The organism is Bacillus sp. CPT56D-587-MTF, from assembly GCF_058792335.1.
In genome coordinates this window covers 3,715,231-3,733,182 of the sequence record NZ_JBYTEF010000001.1, presented here as the reverse complement: position 1 = coordinate 3,733,182, position 17,952 = coordinate 3,715,231, and the positions used below count along the sequence as shown (strand labels likewise).

The 17,952-nt window shown below is 36.0% G+C and carries 17 protein-coding genes and 3 pseudogenes; 16 read left to right on the top strand and 4 right to left on the bottom strand.

Translation table 11 applies throughout. The features are described 5' to 3' along the window. Positions 1 to 53: 53 nt before the first annotated feature. Positions 54 to 530 (top strand): ribbon-helix-helix domain-containing protein, encoded by a 477-nt coding sequence (locus tag AC3WVZ_RS19135; protein WP_000151931.1) that lies wholly within the window; start codon positions 54 to 56, stop codon positions 528 to 530. A 124-nt stretch (positions 531 to 654) separates the two neighbouring features. On the opposite strand, the gene AC3WVZ_RS19130 is transcribed toward AC3WVZ_RS19135, so the two are convergent. Then, positions 655 to 2,244, bottom strand: coding sequence for a bifunctional metallophosphatase/5'-nucleotidase (locus AC3WVZ_RS19130; protein ID WP_000265551.1), 1,590 nt, complete (start codon positions 2,242 to 2,244; stop codon positions 655 to 657). Positions 2,245 to 2,444: 200 nt separating this feature from the next. On the opposite strand from AC3WVZ_RS19130, the gene AC3WVZ_RS19125 reads away from it, so the two are divergent. The 3 genes and pseudogenes from AC3WVZ_RS19125 (at position 2,445) to AC3WVZ_RS19115 (ending at position 4,185) form a co-directional block, all read left to right on the top strand. After that, complete coding sequence (locus AC3WVZ_RS19125; RefSeq protein WP_000727561.1) at positions 2,445 to 2,708, top strand: YqkE family protein; 264 nt, start codon at positions 2,445 to 2,447, stop codon at positions 2,706 to 2,708. A 67-nt stretch (positions 2,709 to 2,775) separates the two neighbouring features. Further along, positions 2,776 to 3,230: pseudogene (locus AC3WVZ_RS19120) on the top strand (GrpB family protein). Between the two features lie 127 nt (positions 3,231 to 3,357). Next, positions 3,358 to 4,185, top strand: a complete 828-nt coding sequence (locus tag AC3WVZ_RS19115; protein ID WP_000547993.1) for an aldo/keto reductase — start codon at positions 3,358 to 3,360, stop codon at positions 4,183 to 4,185. A 58-nt stretch (positions 4,186 to 4,243) separates the two neighbouring features. Here the strand turns inward: AC3WVZ_RS19115 and AC3WVZ_RS19110 are convergent, their stop codons facing one another. Next, on the bottom strand, positions 4,244 to 5,158 hold the full coding sequence (locus tag AC3WVZ_RS19110) for an aldo/keto reductase (RefSeq protein ID WP_000747210.1): 915 nt from the start codon (positions 5,156 to 5,158) through the stop codon (positions 4,244 to 4,246). 92 nt (positions 5,159 to 5,250) lie between these two features. Further along, positions 5,251 to 5,385 (bottom strand): Z-ring formation inhibitor MciZ, encoded by a 135-nt coding sequence (mciZ, locus tag AC3WVZ_RS19105; RefSeq protein WP_000870302.1) that lies wholly within the window; start codon positions 5,383 to 5,385, stop codon positions 5,251 to 5,253. A 74-nt stretch (positions 5,386 to 5,459) separates the two neighbouring features. On the opposite strand from mciZ, the gene AC3WVZ_RS19100 reads away from it, so the two are divergent. Next, positions 5,460 to 5,999, top strand: coding sequence for an NUDIX hydrolase (locus tag AC3WVZ_RS19100; protein ID WP_000067042.1), 540 nt, complete (start codon positions 5,460 to 5,462; stop codon positions 5,997 to 5,999). 124 nt (positions 6,000 to 6,123) lie between these two features. Further along, a pseudogene (locus AC3WVZ_RS19095) lies at positions 6,124 to 7,493 on the top strand (IS1182-like element ISBth7 family transposase); the annotation flags it as partial. A 121-nt stretch (positions 7,494 to 7,614) separates the two neighbouring features. Here the strand turns inward: AC3WVZ_RS19095 and AC3WVZ_RS19090 are convergent. Next, the gene (locus AC3WVZ_RS19090) at positions 7,615 to 8,166 is read right to left on the bottom strand and encodes a GNAT family N-acetyltransferase (RefSeq protein ID WP_000803479.1); all 552 of its coding nucleotides are present in this window, start codon (positions 8,164 to 8,166) and stop codon (positions 7,615 to 7,617) included. A 155-nt stretch (positions 8,167 to 8,321) separates the two neighbouring features. On the opposite strand from AC3WVZ_RS19090, the gene spoIIM reads away from it, so the two are divergent. From spoIIM to corA, 10 genes and pseudogenes are all read left to right on the top strand, one after another. Further along, positions 8,322 to 8,939: a stage II sporulation protein M gene (spoIIM, locus tag AC3WVZ_RS19085; RefSeq protein WP_013142149.1), complete on the top strand. Its 618-nt coding sequence runs from the start codon at positions 8,322 to 8,324 to the stop codon at positions 8,937 to 8,939. Between the two features lie 107 nt (positions 8,940 to 9,046). Beyond that, positions 9,047 to 9,502 (top strand): ferric iron uptake transcriptional regulator, encoded by a 456-nt coding sequence (gene fur / locus AC3WVZ_RS19080; RefSeq protein WP_000392657.1) that lies wholly within the window; start codon positions 9,047 to 9,049, stop codon positions 9,500 to 9,502. A 103-nt stretch (positions 9,503 to 9,605) separates the two neighbouring features. Further along, positions 9,606 to 9,836 carry a YqzK family protein gene (locus tag AC3WVZ_RS19075; RefSeq protein WP_001250432.1) on the top strand — a complete coding sequence of 77 codons (231 nt, stop codon included), beginning with the start codon at positions 9,606 to 9,608 and terminating at the stop codon, positions 9,834 to 9,836. 6 nt (positions 9,837 to 9,842) lie between these two features. Further along, complete coding sequence (gene xerD / locus AC3WVZ_RS19070) at positions 9,843 to 10,733, top strand: site-specific tyrosine recombinase XerD (RefSeq protein ID WP_000390088.1); 891 nt, start codon at positions 9,843 to 9,845, stop codon at positions 10,731 to 10,733. A 147-nt stretch (positions 10,734 to 10,880) separates the two neighbouring features. Then, positions 10,881 to 11,621 (top strand): FixH family protein, encoded by a 741-nt coding sequence (locus AC3WVZ_RS19065; RefSeq protein ID WP_233935263.1) that lies wholly within the window; start codon positions 10,881 to 10,883, stop codon positions 11,619 to 11,621. Positions 11,622 to 11,747: 126 nt separating this feature from the next. Continuing rightward, positions 11,748 to 13,117: pseudogene (locus tag AC3WVZ_RS19060) on the top strand (IS1182-like element ISBth7 family transposase); the annotation flags it as partial. A gap of 450 nt (positions 13,118 to 13,567) precedes the next feature. After that, on the top strand, positions 13,568 to 14,752 hold the full coding sequence (gene deoB, locus AC3WVZ_RS19055; RefSeq protein ID WP_001046079.1) for a phosphopentomutase: 1,185 nt from the start codon (positions 13,568 to 13,570) through the stop codon (positions 14,750 to 14,752). A 12-nt stretch (positions 14,753 to 14,764) separates the two neighbouring features. Further along, positions 14,765 to 15,586: a purine-nucleoside phosphorylase gene (locus AC3WVZ_RS19050; RefSeq protein WP_001078446.1), complete on the top strand. Its 822-nt coding sequence runs from the start codon at positions 14,765 to 14,767 to the stop codon at positions 15,584 to 15,586. Positions 15,587 to 15,593: 7 nt separating this feature from the next. Continuing rightward, complete coding sequence (locus AC3WVZ_RS19045) at positions 15,594 to 16,898, top strand: pyrimidine-nucleoside phosphorylase (protein WP_001243069.1); 1,305 nt, start codon at positions 15,594 to 15,596, stop codon at positions 16,896 to 16,898. Positions 16,899 to 16,958: 60 nt separating this feature from the next. Further along, complete coding sequence (gene corA, locus AC3WVZ_RS19040) at positions 16,959 to 17,921, top strand: magnesium/cobalt transporter CorA (RefSeq protein ID WP_002026281.1); 963 nt, start codon at positions 16,959 to 16,961, stop codon at positions 17,919 to 17,921. Positions 17,922 to 17,952 lie beyond the last annotated feature (31 nt).

Below are 17,952 nucleotides of genomic sequence, written 5' to 3'. Positions count from 1 at the left end.
AATCATTGTAACATACCATACTAGTGTCATTTCAACACGGGAGGAGGGAAATTGTGACGATTGGAGAAATTATAGATGGTTTAAATAGACGTGAATCCATCGCTATTATAGCAAAACGTCTTGAAATAAGCCCGTATACATTATCGAAGAAATTAAGATTGATTGGATACGAATATGATGGAGAGCAGAAGAAACGTATTTTTGTAGGAGATGGAGAAGAACCACGTCACTTACAACTCCAAGAAGCGACCGCCCTTCAATATGAGAAAACAGATTATCAATTATTAATTTATGAGCAATTACAAAGCATTTATGAGTTATTAAGAAAAAGAGAAGAAGTAATTGCACCAATTGTGAGTAAAAGTACAGAGAAAAAGAGACGAACCTTTTCTATTAATACAGAAATATTAGCAAGATTGGACCTTATATCAGAATCGAAAGGAATTCAAAAATCTAAACTTGTAGAAGAGGCGTTGCAACAATTTTTACAGCAATATGAAGTTGACAAAACATCACATTTTGATAACTAAAGAAAAGGATACTATGTTCATTAGAAGAACGAGTATCCTTTTTATGATGTATATTACGTATAAAATAGAGAATCAGTACAAATCCTTTATACGTGAAAAATGAAATTTATTATTAGAGAAACACTTAATTTACTTTTTGAATTCTTCCATCAATAACTGGCTGAATTGGTTCTTTTAATTGTTTTACGTAATTGACTAACGCTTCAAAGTCGTTTGGCCCAGTTTCTGCATTTTTACCATTTTTAAATGATACGAATCCATCACCGCCAGAAGCTAAGAAGGCATTTGCAACTACGCTATACGTTGTAGATGGAGATAATTCTTCTCCGTTTGTTAAACGTATATTTGTAACTTTTTCACCGTTTGGTTTATTTGCATCCCACGTATATTGAATACCTGAAATTTGAAGCATTCTTGTTGTTCCTTTTTGCCATTGCTGATTTAAAATATCGCGAATGTCTTGACCTGTTAAATCTACTTTAATCAATTGATTTCCAAAAGGTTGAATGCCGTATAACTCACCCCACGTAATATCACCAGCATCTAAGTCATTACGAATGCCACCAGGATTCATGAGGGAGATTTGAGTTTGCATCGTTTGACGCTGAGCATCGGCAACTAAATTTCCAAGAGTGGACTCACCAGCATCATTTTGTTTACGGTCGATAGGTGCTGTAGATTTTCCGACCACTTCATTTACAAGTGGTGCGATTTTTTCTTTATATTGATCTAGTTTTTTCTTTACTTGTTTATCAGGTTCTACACCTTCATGATACGTTGTAACAACTTCAGCTTTTTTCTTTACAATATCCTTTGTTTTACGATCAATTGTTACATCGACGTCTGAGAAAGCCATTCCGTATGAATTTGCTTGGACAATTAGTTTATTGTTTACTGTACCATTTACATACGTATGACTATGTCCACCGAAAATAACATCAACTTCTGGGTCTGTTTCATTTGCAATTCGAGTAAGATCGCCATTTGTTACCCCAGACTCATCGGTTGTTCCACCGACATGAGCAAGAACGACGATAGATTTAACGCCGAGGCGTTTTAATTGTTGTGTTGATTTATTAATTGCTTCTACTTCATCAGTAATTTGTACATTGTTAAGCATCGTAGGCATAACGACATTTGGTGTATCAGTTGTAACAACCCCAATGAATCCTACAGGAACACCATCTACCATTTTTACAGTAAATGGTGGTAAAAATAAGCGGCCAGTTGATTTGTTATAGAAATTAGCAGCTACATAGGGGAAGTTAGCCCCTTTGAAATTTCCTGTTTTTTCATGATATCCACCGTAAATGAGACGTTTCATTTCATCAATGCCTTCATCAAATTCATGGTTCCCGATTGTACCGACATCAAATTTTAAGTCATTTAAAAATTCAATCGTCGGTTCATCTTGTAATAATGCTGAAACTGGTGGACTAGCTCCGACGATATCACCAGCATGTACGAGAAGTGTATTAGGGTTTTGTTTTTTATGTTCTTTTAAATAAGTAGCTAAGTAATCAGCGCCACCAGCTTCTTTATTATTGATTTTTTTAACAGTATCTAGTTGTCCATGGAGATCATTAATACCAAGCATTTGTACGTCTATGTAGCGGTTTTGTTCAGCTGGATTCTGAGATGGGGGAGCGGCAAATACGCTTGAAAAAGTAATGGTGCTTAAAACAGCAACGGCAGGAATAATTTTTTTCCACATAATATAATTCTCCTTTTTTATAATCTGACATCATACGACATAATTTTAATAGATTCATAGGATTATAGCTACATAAAAATTTAGTCTTTTCGAAAAATTAACATATTTACAAAAAGTGAATAATAGAGTAAAGACCCTTTTTTATTGTCGATTTCATTGTGTATCTACTATAATGGAGAAAAAAGTAAAAGGTGAGTAGCATGAAGAAAAAGAAACAAAGACAAATGCAAAGACAATCACAAGTGAATCAACCAAAGAAAGAAACACTTACATTAGGCGATCAATTAAATGATTCACTCATGCAACAATTAAAGAGTAAGAAGAAAGAGTTGCAAGTGAGGGAAGAGGAAAAAGAGGCAGCTGAACTGGAAAGAAAGCGCCAAGAACAAAAAGAACGTGAAAAGAATAAATCATTTGAAGAACTGCTAAGTGAAAGTAACCTTACTTGGAAAGACTTTAAATAATAAAAAAATGATCAGTGAAATACCACTGATCATTTTTTGACGAGCTTGTAAGAAAAGGGGAGTTAGAATGAGAAAAATTGTCGTTGTTCCACATGAAAACCATTGGAGTGAAAAATTTCAAATGGAGGCTAAAAGATTAAAATCAGCGATGCCAGAAACGGTAAAAATTTATCATATTGGAAGTACGTCAGTTCCCGGACTGGCAGCTAAACCTATTATTGATATGATCATGGAAGTAGAAAATATCGAAAGAGTAGATGGGTGGAATGAACGATTTATAGAGCTTGGTTACATCGTAAAAGGGGAAAATGGTATTTCAAGACGCCGATATTTTATTCATGGAACTGAAGAAAAACGTTCGTATCATTTACACGTGTTTGAAAAAGGAAATCCAGAGATAGTAAGGCATTTAGCATTTCGTGATTATATGATGGCGAGTTATATACGGAAGGAAAAAATGAGTTTGTGCGCAATGTGGATGAAAAAGCGAAAGAATGGAGAAAAAATAACGTGAATGAATGAGTTCACGCTATTTTTTAGCTATATAAAAGTGTTATGTAAACTGTACGTATGTTTTGACTTTTGGGATGAATCTTGTTGAAATAAAATTGTGGCTTATAAAAAATGTAACAATGAAAGGGAGACGACTGTGCATATTCCAACAACTACACTTCATAATGGCGTGAAAATGCCGATGATTGGTCTAGGCGTATATAAAGCGAAAGAAGGAGACGAAGTAAAGCAAGCAGTAAAAACAGCGTTAGAAGTTGGATACCGTTCGATTGATACAGCAACTGTATATGAAAATGAAAGCGGTGTCGGAGAGGCGATACGTGAATCAGGAATTCCAAGAGAAGATATATTTATTACAACAAAAGTATGGAACGACGATCAAGGATATGAGGAGACACTCGAGGCGTTTGAAAAGAGTTTGAAAAAATTACAAATGGACTATGTAGATTTATATTTAATACATTGGCCGGTAAGAGGGAAGTATGTTGATACGTACCGAGCTTTAGAGAAATTGTATGAAGAAGGTAAAGTGCGTGCGATTGGTGTTTCTAATTTTCATAAACATCATTTAGAACTATTATTACCAAATTGCAAAGTGAAGCCGATGGTAAACCAAGTGGAACTTCATCCGATGTTGACGCAATTTGAGTTGCGAAATTATTGTCAAGATGAGCAAATTCAAATGGAAGCATGGAGTCCGTTAATGAGGGGCGGAGAAGTATTCCAGCATCCAATCATTCAGGCTATTGCTAACAAATATGAAAAAACACCTGCACAAGTTATATTAAGGTGGGATATTCAAAGCGGGATTGTTACAATTCCTAAATCTGTTACACCATCTCGTATTAAAGAAAACTTTACTATTTCTGATTTTGCACTAACTGAAGAAGAGATACGTCAAATTAACACGTTGAATCGTGATTTACATGTAGGAACGAATCCTGATAAATATGATACGTTATAAAAAAGACTGTCTCCTAATACTGGAGACAGTCTTCTGTTTTATCGGTAATTCGATATTTTTAACGATGCAAAGCATATGTGTCATATTTAACAATCTTTTGAAGTTGTATATATTCTTCTTTCGTTAAAGGTAACTGTTGACTAGCTCGTATATTTTCCTGTAATTGTTGAAGAGAGCTTGCACCAGGTATAACAGCTGCAACAGTCTTATTATGTAAGCAATATTGAATAGCTGTTCCTGTTAAAGAGCGTTCTCCAATCATTTCTTTTACACTTGCTAGAGTTGCATGTAATTCATCGTAAGAATAAGAGAGATAATCCTTTTCCTTTACTCTTTCTATCTTTCTTGCATTATTGTCAGTTAAAATTCCTTTTGCAAGTGGCCCGCGGGCAATGACGCTAATTTGGTGTTCATTTAGAAGGGGGAACCATTCTTCTGGACGACGATTTAAAAGGTTATATTCCATTAGTACACTAACGATGTTTGAGCGTTTTGCATATTCACGAACGACATTTGGGCGTATAGAAGAAATACCGTAATGGCGAATAATACCTTCCTTTTTCAATTCTTCAAAAGCTTCAATTGTTTCATCTATTGGATCTTCAATTGTTCCGCCATGAAGTTGGTAAAGGTCAATATAATCAGTTTGAAGTCTACGTAAACTTTCCTTTACTTCAGTCTTTATGTAAGCTTTAGAAGGATCCCAAGACCAGCCATTTTTTTCTTCTGTCCAACGATTTCCAACCTTCGTTGTAAGTACAATTTGGTCTCTTCTTCCCTTCAAGGCTTTTCCAACAAATTCTTCATTTAATCCGTAATCATATAAATCTGCTGTATCAAAAAAATTAATTCCTAAATCGATCGCTTCATCGATAATATGCATAGCTTCTGTTTCAGATGTACCGAGAGACATACAGCCAAGGCCCATTTCTGTAACAAACAAATCTGAGTTTCCTAATTGACGTTTTTTCATAGGTCAACCTCCTTACCTTTATTGTACGAGAGGGAAAAGAGGTTGACAAACGTTTACTTTCCGCTTCGCATTAACTGCCCGTAAAAGCATGATTAATGTTTCACTTTATTTGCTGTAATCCACTCTTGTACAGTTGTATACTCTTTGCTATATTGCTTTAGCTTATGGCGAATTTGCCATGCTTTTCCGACTAAAGTGACGCGATTTGGTAAAATATAAACTTTCATTTCTATCACGCTCCTTTCAATGTGGTAAAATGTATGAGGAAAGAATAGGAAATAGAACAGGGAGATGAAGTAGTATGAGTAATCTTGCAGAGAGAACAGTAAAAACTGAGCCAATTTTTGATGGTAGAGTTATAAAAGTTCGTGTTGATGATGTAGTATTACCAAATGGAGCAATGAGTAAACGTGAAATTGTAAATCACCCTGGTGCAGTTGCTATTATTGCTATTACTGATGAGGGGAAAATTGTGCTTGTTGAGCAGTATCGTAAAGCACTTGAAAAGGCGATTATAGAAATTCCGGCTGGCAAGTTAGAACCTGGTGAAAAACCTGAGGTAACAGCAGTTCGTGAACTAGAAGAGGAAACAGGATATGTATGTGAAAATATGGAGCTCATTACTTCTTTCTATACATCTCCAGGATTCGCAGATGAAATTTTATATGTATATAAAGCGACAGGTTTGACAAGAAAAGAAAATAAAGCTGAGTTAGATGAAGATGAGTTTGTGGAATTAATGGAAGTATCGTTAGAAGAAGCGATTACTCTTATGAAAGATCTTCGTATTCATGATGCGAAGACGATGTTTGCAGTACAATATTTACAACTACAAAAATAAACACTCGCCAAAGGCGAGTGTTTTTTCAGGCTGTGGAGAAAGTCTTCTCCACAGCCTGTTTTTGTGTCTGAACCTCTTTTTATGTGTCAACACTGATAAAAAAGAGGAAAAGGAGAGATTTTTTATGATGGGTGCTTTAAAAAATCATCGTGATGAGCGTGTATCTGTTTCTGTAGAAGAGTTGGTTCCACAAGAACATTTCCTTCGTGCAATTGAAGCGACAATTAGTTTTGATTTTATTGAAGAGAAGTTACGCCCTTATTACTGTGAAAACAATGGACGCCCGTCCATTCATCCTATTGTTTTATTTAAGATGATGTTTATTGGATATTTTTACGGTATTCGTTCTGAGCGTCAATTGGAAAAGGAAATTAAAACGAATATTGCCTACCGTTGGTTTTTAGGGTTTTCTCTATCGGATACTATTCCGGATCACTCTACAATCAGTTGGAATCGTCGTACTCGTTTTATTCATACAAATATTTTCGAAGAAATTTTTGATGAGATTGTGAGACAAGCGACGGAGCACCGGATGGTAGGAGGACGTGCACTGATGACAGATTCTACACATATTAAGGCCAATGCCAATAAAAATAAATTTGTACATAAATATAAAAAAGAAAAAGCAAAGTTTTATATAGACGAGCTAGAAGCTGCGGTAATCGAAGATCGTGAGGTACATGGAAAAAAGAATTAAAACCTAGAAAGGAAAGTGATACCCCTACCAAAAAAACTCGTATAAGTACAACGGATCCAGATAGTGGATTTTTAATGAGAGATGGAAAACCAAATGGTTTTCATTTCTTGGATCATCGTACGACTGATGCGAAGTACAATATTATTACAGATACCTATGTAACGGCTGGAAATATGGCAGATTCCGAGCCGTATTTAGCACGCCTCCAAGCTCAGATTGATAAATTCGACTTCAAAGTAGAAGCTGTTGCCCTTGATGCTGGCTATTTTACAGGATATATCTGTAAGAAACTATCAGAACGGAATATATTTATGGTGATGGGGTATCGCCGATTTGGAAAACGGAATAAAGAAGTACCGAAAAGCCAATTTAAATATGTAGAAGAAATGAATGTTTTCGCTTGTCCGATGGGATGTATTCTAGAATATGTAACAACTGATCGTGAAGGATACCGTCAATACAAATCGAATCCAGAAGACTGCGCTGTTTGTCCGTTACGTGAGGTGTGCTTTTCAAAGAAACAAAAACAAAAAGTTATCACTCATCATGTGTGGGAGAAATATAAGGATATTGCTAGAAAAAACAAGCTAACAGCTACAGGGAAAAGGTTGTATAAAGTACGCTGTTCCACTATAGAGCGAAGCTTTGCAGACGCCAAAGAACTACATGGCTACCGCTATGCCCGGTTTCGAGGGCTGAAGTCTGTCCAAATGCAAGCTTATCTCACCGCAGCTTGTCAAAACATGAAAAAAATAGCCCTCCACCTGACCAAAAAGGGTCAGGTGGAGGGCTATTTTTTAAAATTCTATTATTTTATGTTGTTTTTATTCGCTAAAATCAAAAAAGATTCCAGAGTGTTGGGAACCCTAAAGGGTTTCCCAACACTCTGAATAAACACTCGCCAAAGGCGAGTGTTTTTTAATTGATTTTTGCATATACACGTGCATCACGTAAGCTACCATCTGGTGCTAGGAAATCATTTTCCATTGTCCCTTCTAGAATGAATTCTAGACGTTCTGCTAAGCTACATGCATTTATATTTGTTGCATCAGTACGAATTTCAATTCTTCTAGCGCCTAGTTTATCAAAGGCGAACTGAATTGCACCTTTAACCGCTTCGGTCATATAGCCTTGTTTTGTATAGGCACTATGTAGCCAGAAGTGAAGTGAAAACTTTGGAATATCCCAGTTTTCAGGCTTTAGTGTAATTGCTCCGATGAATGTACCAGATACTTTATCGTATAAGTGAAAATCAAGTGTTTCACGAAGTAAAAACTGTCCGTGAGCTTCGCGAACAATTTCTTCAGCACTCTCTTCTGTTTCAGCGTTAATTGGTATCCACGGTACTAAGTCTTCTAGAGAAGCTTGGATTGCTTCATATACTTCTGCACCATCACCTGGAAATGGTTTACGAACTTGCAAGCGTTCAGTTTGAAATAATGTTGGAAAATCTAATAATAATGGTTTCAAGAGAAATCCCTCCTATTCTCTACTTTTTAGTTTAGCAAAGTAGAGCGGAATTTCAATGTTAATTCGTCATACTTTTTTCTTTCTTTCATACATTTTTAATAAGAGTGTGAACGGAGGGAAGAAAAATGTGGCGAAAAAATTGGCAAGACCGTGTAATGTCTCACATACAGGAAAACTCTTCATTATATATATTTAACGCTGTTTTATTATTGATGGGAGTAATATTCGGAGCCATTCTCGTGAATAGTTTACAAATCAATCAAAAACAAGATTTATCATTTTATTTACAACGTTTTTTTGGACAAGTCTCTAAAGGAGAATTTGCCATTGCGGGCGAAATGTTTCGAGAAAGTTACTTTTCGCAATTAAAATACATCGGATTTATTTGGATTTTAGGAATTTCAATTATTGGATTACCACTTATTTTTATTTTATTATTTGTAAAAGGAGTTGTCGTTGGATTTACAGTTGGTTTTTTAGTAAGTCAGCATGGATGGAATGGACTATTATTAGCATTTGTATCTGTTTTGCCACAAAATTTAATTATCATTCCAGTCTTTCTCGTTATGACAACCATTGCTGCAAGTTTTTCTTTACGGATGATTAGGCATCAATTTATTAGAAAAATAACCGAGCCACTATTACCATTATTAATCCGTTATACATGCTTCTTTCTCGTAATTGGAGTGGTGTTAGCACTTGCTTCTAGTGTGGAGGCTTACGCATCACCAGTTTTAATGAAAGAAGTCGTTGAGGCTATTAATAAAAAATAAATACTTTTTGAGAATAATTATCAATTTGTTTTTATTGTTTTTTCTTTTGACAGAAGCCCTTCTTCTGATATAATGGTGTAAGAGTGGCGAGGAGGGAGTAGTACCGAATGGAAGAAAGAATTGAACGAATTAAGAAGCAATTACATGCAGCGAGCTACAAATTAACACCGCAACGTGAAGCAACAGTTCGTGTGCTGCTAGAAAATGAAGAAGATCATTTAAGCGCAGAAGATGTTTACCTCCTTGTAAAAGAAAAGTCGCCAGAGATCGGATTAGCAACCGTCTATCGAACTTTAGAACTATTATCTGAGTTAAAAGTTGTCGATAAGATTAACTTCGGAGACGGTGTTTCACGCTATGACTTACGCCAAGAAGGTGCGCAGCGTTTCCACCATCATTTGATTTGTACACAATGTGGTGCTGTACAAGAAATACAAGAAGATTTACTTGGTGAAGTGGAAAGGAAAGTAGAACGAGACTGGAGCTTTAAGGTGAAAGATCATCGTTTAACATTCCATGGGATTTGTAAAAATTGTCAAGAAAATGAAACGGATGAAAAATAACCTTTTCCTATTTATCTAGGAAGAGGTTTTTTATTTGAATAAGGTATAAATTGGTGAAAGCTTGGCATATGTTGTAATAACTTATATTTTGGAGGAATTTACAATGCGCCGAGCTTTAAAATTAACTTTTGATGGAATAAAAGTATTTTTATTATTTACAAGTTGTACGATTTTGTTTTATTTCGCTATACTATGGATAAATGAAGAATATGAAAGCTATCATCGTTATGAAAAACCTAAAGAAGAGACTGTAGAAAAAGTATCAGGGAATGAAGAACCGGCAAAGGATGCTTTCGTAAATAGAATGATGTTTTTCTATGAAAATGGGGAGTAGTGTAGAGTGGAAGATCAATTAAAAGATTTTATTCATTATATGGTTGTCGAAAAAGGATTAGCAAAGAATACAGTAGTATCTTATGAACGGGATTTAAAAAGCTACGTAAAGTATTTGCAAAATGTGGAACAGACGAAAACTTTTCATGAAGTGACCCGTTTACACATTGTTAACTTTTTGCAGTATTTAAAAGAGAACGGAAAATCTTCGAAAACATTGGCGCGTCATATCGCATCAATTCGTTCGTTCCACCAATTTTTACTTCGTGAACGAGCGGTAGAACATGATCCATCCGTACATATTGAAACGCCACAAGGGGAACGGAAATTACCAAAGGTATTATCAGTTGATGAAGTAGAGGCGTTACTTCAAACACCAAAAATGACAAGTGCTTTTGGTATTCGTGATAAGGCGATGCTAGAGTTACTGTATGCGACAGGACTTCGTGTTTCAGAATTGATTGCACTCAATTTAGAAGATGTACATTTAACGATGGGATTTGTTCGTTGCATAGGGAAAGGGAATAAAGAAAGAATTATTCCACTAGGAAGTTTAGCAACGGAAGCGATTCAAAAGTATATTGAAAAAGGAAGAAGAGAATTAATGGGGAAAAAAGTAGTAGATGCACTCTTTTTAAACCATCATGGTAATCGATTATCAAGACAAGGATTTTGGAAAATATTAAAACGATTAGCGAAAGAGGCAAATATTGAAAAAGAACTTACACCTCATACGTTGCGTCACTCGTTTGCTACGCACTTATTAGAAAATGGAGCAGATTTACGTGCTGTACAAGAAATGCTTGGACATGCAGATATTTCAACTACGCAAATCTATACGCACGTTTCAAAAACTAGATTAAAAGATGTATATAAACAGTTTCATCCGAGAGCATAGTTACTATGCTCTTTTTTTCATAGATTAAGAGGGGAAGACCGTTTCACAGAAACTTCACAAACATTTCGTATATTGTTTTCAGCAGAAGACTAGAATATTACAATGTATTTCCTCTATACTAAATAAAGTATAAAGGAGGAAATGATGATGAAAAAACTGATTATAACTTTATTTATCGCGATGCTAGCGTTGGCTGGCTGTAATACAAACAAAGAAGAACCGAAAAAAGAACAGAAACTTGAAGCTGTAAAAGTAGCAGTCCAAACAAATCCGAAAGAAATTAAACCAGGTGAAAAAACAGAAGTACAAGCACTTGTTACACAAGGGAAAGAAAAAGTAACGGATGCCGATGATGTAAAGTTTGAAATTTGGAAAGATGGCGACGAAAAGCACGAGATGTTAGATGGTAAGCATAAAGGAAAAGGTGTTTATGCAGTAGAGAAAACATTCGAAACGGATGGAGTATACCATATTATTGCTCACACAAATGCACGTGAAATGCACGTTATGCCAGAAGTGAAAGTTGCTGTAGGAAATGCGAAAGTAGAAGATGCGAAAAAAGAAAATAGTGATCACAGTGCAGGACATGGAGATCATAAAAGTGACACAATAATCCATCTTATGGCTGGAGACATAAAGGCAAATGCTGAATCTACAATGAAAGTTCATTTAAAGCAAAAAGAAGAAGCATTAACTGGTGCTGAAGTACAACTAGAGATTTGGAAAGATGGTGTTGAAAAACACGAATTTATTCCAGCGAAAGAAGGGAATAAAGGAGAGTATGAAACGAAACATACTTTCAAAGAGAACGGTGCTTACAAAGTGAAAGTACATGTAAGAAAAGGCGAATTGCATGAACATAAAGAAGAAACAATAGAAGTAAAATAAAAAGTAGCTCTTTAGAGCTACTTTTTATCAGGCTGTGGAGAAAGTCTTCTCCACAGCCTGTTTTTGTGTCTGAACCTCTTTTTATGTGTCAACACTGATAAAAAAGAGGAAAAGGAGAGATTTTTTATGATGGGTGCTTTAAAAAATCATCGTGATGAGCGTGTATCTGTTTCTGTAGAAGAGTTGGTTCCACAAGATCATTTCCTTCGTGCAATTGAAGCGACAATTAGTTTTGATTTTATTGAAGAGAAGTTACGCCCTTATTACTGTGAAAACAATGGACGCCCGTCCATTCATCCTATTGTTTTATTTAAGATGATGTTTATTGGATATTTTTACGGTATTCGTTCTGAGCGTCAATTGGAAAAGGAAATTAAAACGAATATTGCCTACCGTTGGTTTTTAGGGTTTTCTCTATCGGATACTATTCCGGATCACTCTACAATCAGTTGGAATCGTCGTACTCGTTTTATTCATACAAATATTTTCGAAGAAATTTTTGATGAGATTGTGAGACAAGCGACGGAGCACCGGATGGTAGGAGGACGTGCACTGATGACAGATTCTACACATATTAAGGCCAATGCCAATAAAAATAAATTTGTACATAAATATAAAAAAGAAAAAGCAAAGTTTTATATAGACGAGCTAGAAGCTGCGGTAATCGAAGATCGTGAGGTACATGGAAAAAAGAATTAAAACCTAGAAAGGAAAGTGATACCCCTACCAAAAAAACTCGTATAAGTACAACGGATCCAGATAGTGGATTTTTAATGAGAGATGGAAAACCAAATGGTTTTCATTTCTTGGATCATCGTACGACTGATGCGAAGTACAATATTATTACAGATACCTATGTAACGGCTGGAAATATGGCAGATTCCGAGCCGTATTTAGCACGCCTCCAAGCTCAGATTGATAAATTCGACTTCAAAGTAGAAGCTGTTGCCCTTGATGCTGGCTATTTTACAGGATATATCTGTAAGAAACTATCAGAACGGAATATATTTATGGTGATGGGGTATCGCCGATTTGGAAAACGGAATAAAGAAGTACCGAAAAGCCAATTTAAATATGTAGAAGAAATGAATGTTTTCGCTTGTCCGATGGGATGTATTCTAGAATATGTAACAACTGATCGTGAAGGATACCGTCAATACAAATCGAATCCAGAAGACTGCGCTGTTTGTCCGTTACGTGAGGTGTGCTTTTCAAAGAAACAAAAACAAAAAGTTATCACTCATCATGTGTGGGAGAAATATAAGGATATTGCTAGAAAAAACAAGCTAACAGCTACAGGGAAAAGGTTGTATAAAGTACGCTGTTCCACTATAGAGCGAAGCTTTGCAGACGCCAAAGAACTACATGGCTACCGCTATGCCCGGTTTCGAGGGCTGAAGTCTGTCCAAATGCAAGCTTATCTCACCGCAGCTTGTCAAAACATGAAAAAAATAGCCCTCCACCTGACCAAAAAGGGTCAGGTGGAGGGCTATTTTTTAAAATTCTATTATTTTATGTTGTTTTTATTCGCTAAAATCAAAAAAGATTCCAGAGTGTTGGGAACCCTAAAGGGTTTCCCAACACTCTGATAAAAAGTAGCTCTTTAGAGCTACTTTTTATTTTTAATATGAAGAAATAAATCATAAAAAAATTAGCACTTCGTTGCAGAATGGATTACAATAGAAGTGTGAAGAAAATGAGAAATTCTACGAAAATGTATTAAAAAGAAAGCGTAAACATGTTATGATATCAGTATCAGATGTCTGACATCTGACTTAGAAAAAACTAGAAATGTTTTTGAATCGTTTCAAGTAAACGAAATAGGTTAGAAAATGATTTAAAGAAGTACTGTTTGACAATGAGAATTCTTTTGGATAACAGTTTCACTTTATAGCGTTTTGAACATACTACAAGAAGTAGAACTGAACTTATAGGAGGTCGCAGTTATGAATAAATATAAACGTATATTCCTAGTCGTAATGGACTCTGTGGGAATCGGTGAAGCACCAGATGCTGAGCAATTTGGTGATCTAGGATCTGACACAATTGGTCACATTGCTGAACATATGAATGGGTTACAAATGCCTAACATGGTGAAATTAGGTCTTGGTAACATTCGAGAAATGAAAGGTATCTCTAAAGTAGAGAAACCACTTGGATATTACACAAAAATGCAAGAGAAATCTACTGGTAAAGATACAATGACAGGTCACTGGGAAATCATGGGCCTTTACATTGATACACCATTCCAAGTGTTCCCAGAAGGATTTCCGAAAGAATTACTTGATGAATTAGAAGAAAAAACAGGCCGTAAAATTATCGGTAATAAGCCAGCTTCTGGAACTGAGATTCTTGATGAACTTGGTCAAGAGCAAATGGAAACAGGCTCTTTAATCGTTTATACTTCTGCTGATAGCGTATTGCAAATTGCAGCACACGAAGAAGTAGTGCCACTTGATGAGTTATATAAAATCTGTAAAATTGCACGTGAATTAACATTAGATGAGAAATACATGGTAGGTCGTGTTATTGCTCGTCCATTCGTTGGTGAACCTGGAAACTTTACACGTACACCAAATCGTCATGACTATGCATTAAAACCATTCGGCCGTACAGTAATGAACGAATTAAAAGATAGTGACTACGATGTAATTGCTATTGGTAAAATCTCTGATATTTATGATGGTGAAGGGGTAACTGAATCACTTCGTACGAAGTCTAACATGGATGGAATGGATAAGCTTGTAGATACATTAAATATGGACTTTACAGGTCTTAGCTTCTTAAACTTAGTTGACTTTGATGCATTATTCGGCCACCGCCGTGATCCACAAGGATACGGAGAAGCTCTGCAAGAATATGATGCACGTCTTCCAGAAGTATTCGCAAAACTAAAAGAAGATGATCTATTATTAATTACAGCAGACCACGGTAATGATCCAATTCACCCTGGTACTGACCATACACGTGAATATGTACCATTATTAGCATATAGCCCAAGCATGAAAGAAGGCGGACAAGAGTTACCACTTCGTCAAACATTTGCTGATATTGGTGCAACAGTAGCAGAAAACTTCGGTGTGAAAATGCCAGAATACGGAACAAGCTTCTTAAACGAGCTAAAGAAATAGGGGGATAAACAAATGAATCGTGAACTTATTACAAAATCAGCTTCATACTTAAAAGAGAAATTTCAAGAGACACCACAAGTAGGACTAATCCTTGGATCAGGACTAGGTGTATTAGCAGACGAAATTGAGAATGCAGTAACAGTACCTTACAGTGAAATCCCTGAATTCCCAGTATCAACTGTAGAAGGCCATGCAGGTCAACTAGTATTTGGTACACTTCAAGGTGTAACAGTAGTAGCAATGCAAGGACGTTTCCACTTCTATGAAGGATACGACATGCAAAAAGTAACATTCCCAGTTCGTGTTATGAAAGAACTAGGTGTAGAAACAGTAGTTGTAACAAACGCAGCTGGTGGTGTAAATACATCATTTGAGCCAGGCGATCTTATGTTAATTTCAGACCACATTAACTTCATGGGTACGAATCCATTAATCGGACCGAATGATTCTGAAATGGGCGTACGTTTCCCTGATATGTCTACATCATATACAGTAGAACTTCGCGAAATGGCGAAACAAGTTGCAGCAGACTTAAATATTAAAGTACAAGAAGGTGTATACGTAGGAATGACAGGTCCTGTATATGAAACACCTGCTGAAATTCGTATGCTTCGTACACTTGGCGGAGATGCAGTTGGTATGTCAACAGTACCTGAAGTAATTGTAGCGCGTCACGCTGGTATGAAAGTATTAGGTATTTCTTGTATTTCAAATATGGCAGCTGGTATTTTAGATCAACCACTTCACCACGATGAAGTAATTGAAACGACAGAACGTGTTAAAGCTAACTTCTTAGCATTAGTAAAAGCAATCGTAAAACAAATGAAGGGGTGACTTCACGATGAGAATGGTGGACCTAATTGCAAAAAAACGTGACGGACATGCATTAACGACAGAAGAAATTAACTTTATTGTTGAAGGATATACGAATGGTGATATTCCTGATTATCAAGTAAGTTCACTTGCAATGGCAATTTTCTTCCAAGATATGAACGATCAAGAGCGTGCTGATTTAACGATGGCAATGGTAAATAGCGGTGATACAATCGACTTATCGGCTATTGAAGGTGTAAAAGTAGATAAGCATTCAACAGGTGGTGTTGGTGATACAACGACACTTGTATTAGGTCCATTAGTAGCTGCTTTAGATGTACCAGTAGCGAAAATGTCTGGACGCGGTTTAGGACATACTGGTGGTACAATTGATAAATTAGAAGCAGTTCCAGGATTCCATGTGGAAATTGAAAACGATGAATTCATGCGTCTTGTAAATGAAAACAAAATCGCTGTTATCGGCCAAAGTGGTAACTTAACACCTGCTGATAAAAAGCTATATGCACTTCGTGATGTAACAGCAACAGTAAACTCAATTCCGCTTATTGCAAGTTCGATTATGAGTAAAAAAATTGCTGCTGGTGCAGATGCAATTGTTCTTGATGTAAAAACTGGAGCAGGTGCATTTATGAAAACGGATGAAGATGCAAAACGTTTAGCAGAAGCAATGGTACGTATCGGTAATAACGTTGGTCGTAATACGATGGCAGTTATTTCTGATATGAGTCAACCACTCGGTGAAGCTATCGGTAACGCATTAGAAGTTCAAGAAGCAATTGATACATTACAAGGTAAAGGGCCGAAAGATTTAGAAGAGCTATGTTTAACACTTGGAAGTCAAATGGTGTACCTTGCTGGACAAGCTTCATCTTTAGAAGATGCACGTGAAAAGCTAATTGAAGTAATGAACAACGGAAAAGCGCTAGAATCATTTAAAACGTTCTTATCAGCGCAAGGCGGTGACGCATCTGTTGTTGATGACCCTTCTAAATTGCCACAAGCACAATTTAAAATTGAAGTGGAAGCGAAAGAAGACGGATATGTATCAGAAATCGTTGCAGACGAAATCGGAACAGCAGCAATGCTTTTAGGAGCAGGACGTGCAACGAAAGAGTCTGAAATTGATTTAGCAGTTGGTCTAATGCTGCGCAAAAAAGTAGGCGATAGCGTGAAGCAAGGTGAATCTCTCGTTACAATTTACGCAAACCGCGAAAATGTTGAAGATGTAAAAGCGAAAATTTATGAGAACATGAAGATCTCTAAAGAACACGTAGATGCACCAACTTTAGTACACGGTATCGTAACGAAGTAATAAAAAAAGCTGAGGAGATTTCTCCTTGGCTTTTTTTACTATTTTTTGTTTATAATAATAATGGGTGAAATTATGATTAGAATTTGTGCAGTAACAAAAACAGATGAAGTATTATATGATGTTTCTTTAGAAGAAACAAAGAAAGACCATATTGTATGGTATTGGCTAGATTTATATAAGCCAACGAAAGAAGAGTATACATATATTCTGCAAGACCATTTTAAGTTCCATCCCCTTGCAATTGAAGACTGTCTAGAATACGTACAGAGGCCAAAAGTTGATTTTTATGATGGATATAACTTTTTAGTTCTTCACGCGTTTGGAGAAGATGGGCTAGAACCACATGAAATTGATTTGTTTGTTAGTGATCGCTATATTGTTTCTTTCCATTTTTCTCATAATAATGCAATTGAAAGAGTATGGAAAACACTTGGTGAGAAGAGGCGGATTAAGAAAGGACCTTTACATGTAGCACATACGATCACTGATCAAATTGTAGATGATTATTTCGCACCTGTATATTACATTGAAGATCATTTAAATGCGATTGATGATAATTTAACAGGTGAGACAGCAGGAGCCGTACTAGAAGAAGTATTTGATATTAGGGCAGATTTATCTAAGTTAAGACGTACAATTATTCCAATGCGTGATTTATTGTATCGTATTTTGAATTCCACTCGTTTTTACGGTATAAGTGATCATGAGATTTATTTTAAAGATATACATGATCATTTACTTAAACTTACGGAAATGATTGAGGCAAGTCGAGAGTTAACGGCGGATATTCGGGATAGTTATTTTTCATTAAACTCACATCATATGAATAACATTATGAAAACATTAACTGTATTCTCGACTATTTTCATGCCATTAACATTTATTGCGGGAGTATATGGAATGAACTTTACGCATATGCCAGAGCTTGGTGGACAATATAGTTATTTTATTTGTCTTCTTCTAATGGCATTAATTGGCGGCGGAATGATGGCCTGGTTTTATAAAAAAGGATGGTTTAAGTAAAAAAACACCGAGGATTTCCTCGGTGTTTTTT

Coding starts and splice junctions, on each gene's coding strand:
- corA (WP_002026281.1), top strand. CDS start 16,959: ATGGGTGAAATTATGATTAGAATTTGTGCAGTAACAAAAACAGATGAA.
- AC3WVZ_RS19050 (WP_001078446.1), top strand. CDS start 14,765: ATGAATCGTGAACTTATTACAAAATCAGCTTCATACTTAAAAGAGAAA.
- AC3WVZ_RS19110 (WP_000747210.1), bottom strand. CDS start 5,158: ATGAAAAAACGTCAATTAGGAAACTCAGATTTGTTTGTTACAGAAATG.
- AC3WVZ_RS19100 (WP_000067042.1), top strand. CDS start 5,460: ATGAGTAATCTTGCAGAGAGAACAGTAAAAACTGAGCCAATTTTTGAT.
- fur (WP_000392657.1), top strand. CDS start 9,047: ATGGAAGAAAGAATTGAACGAATTAAGAAGCAATTACATGCAGCGAGC.
- AC3WVZ_RS19045 (WP_001243069.1), top strand. CDS start 15,594: ATGAGAATGGTGGACCTAATTGCAAAAAAACGTGACGGACATGCATTA.
- AC3WVZ_RS19130 (WP_000265551.1), bottom strand. CDS start 2,244: ATGTGGAAAAAAATTATTCCTGCCGTTGCTGTTTTAAGCACCATTACT.
- spoIIM (WP_013142149.1), top strand. CDS start 8,322: ATGTCTCACATACAGGAAAACTCTTCATTATATATATTTAACGCTGTT.
- AC3WVZ_RS19065 (WP_233935263.1), top strand. CDS start 10,881: ATGAAAAAACTGATTATAACTTTATTTATCGCGATGCTAGCGTTGGCT.
- AC3WVZ_RS19075 (WP_001250432.1), top strand. CDS start 9,606: ATGCGCCGAGCTTTAAAATTAACTTTTGATGGAATAAAAGTATTTTTA.
- AC3WVZ_RS19125 (WP_000727561.1), top strand. CDS start 2,445: ATGAAGAAAAAGAAACAAAGACAAATGCAAAGACAATCACAAGTGAAT.
- deoB (WP_001046079.1), top strand. CDS start 13,568: ATGAATAAATATAAACGTATATTCCTAGTCGTAATGGACTCTGTGGGA.
- mciZ (WP_000870302.1), bottom strand. CDS start 5,385: ATGAAAGTTTATATTTTACCAAATCGCGTCACTTTAGTCGGAAAAGCA.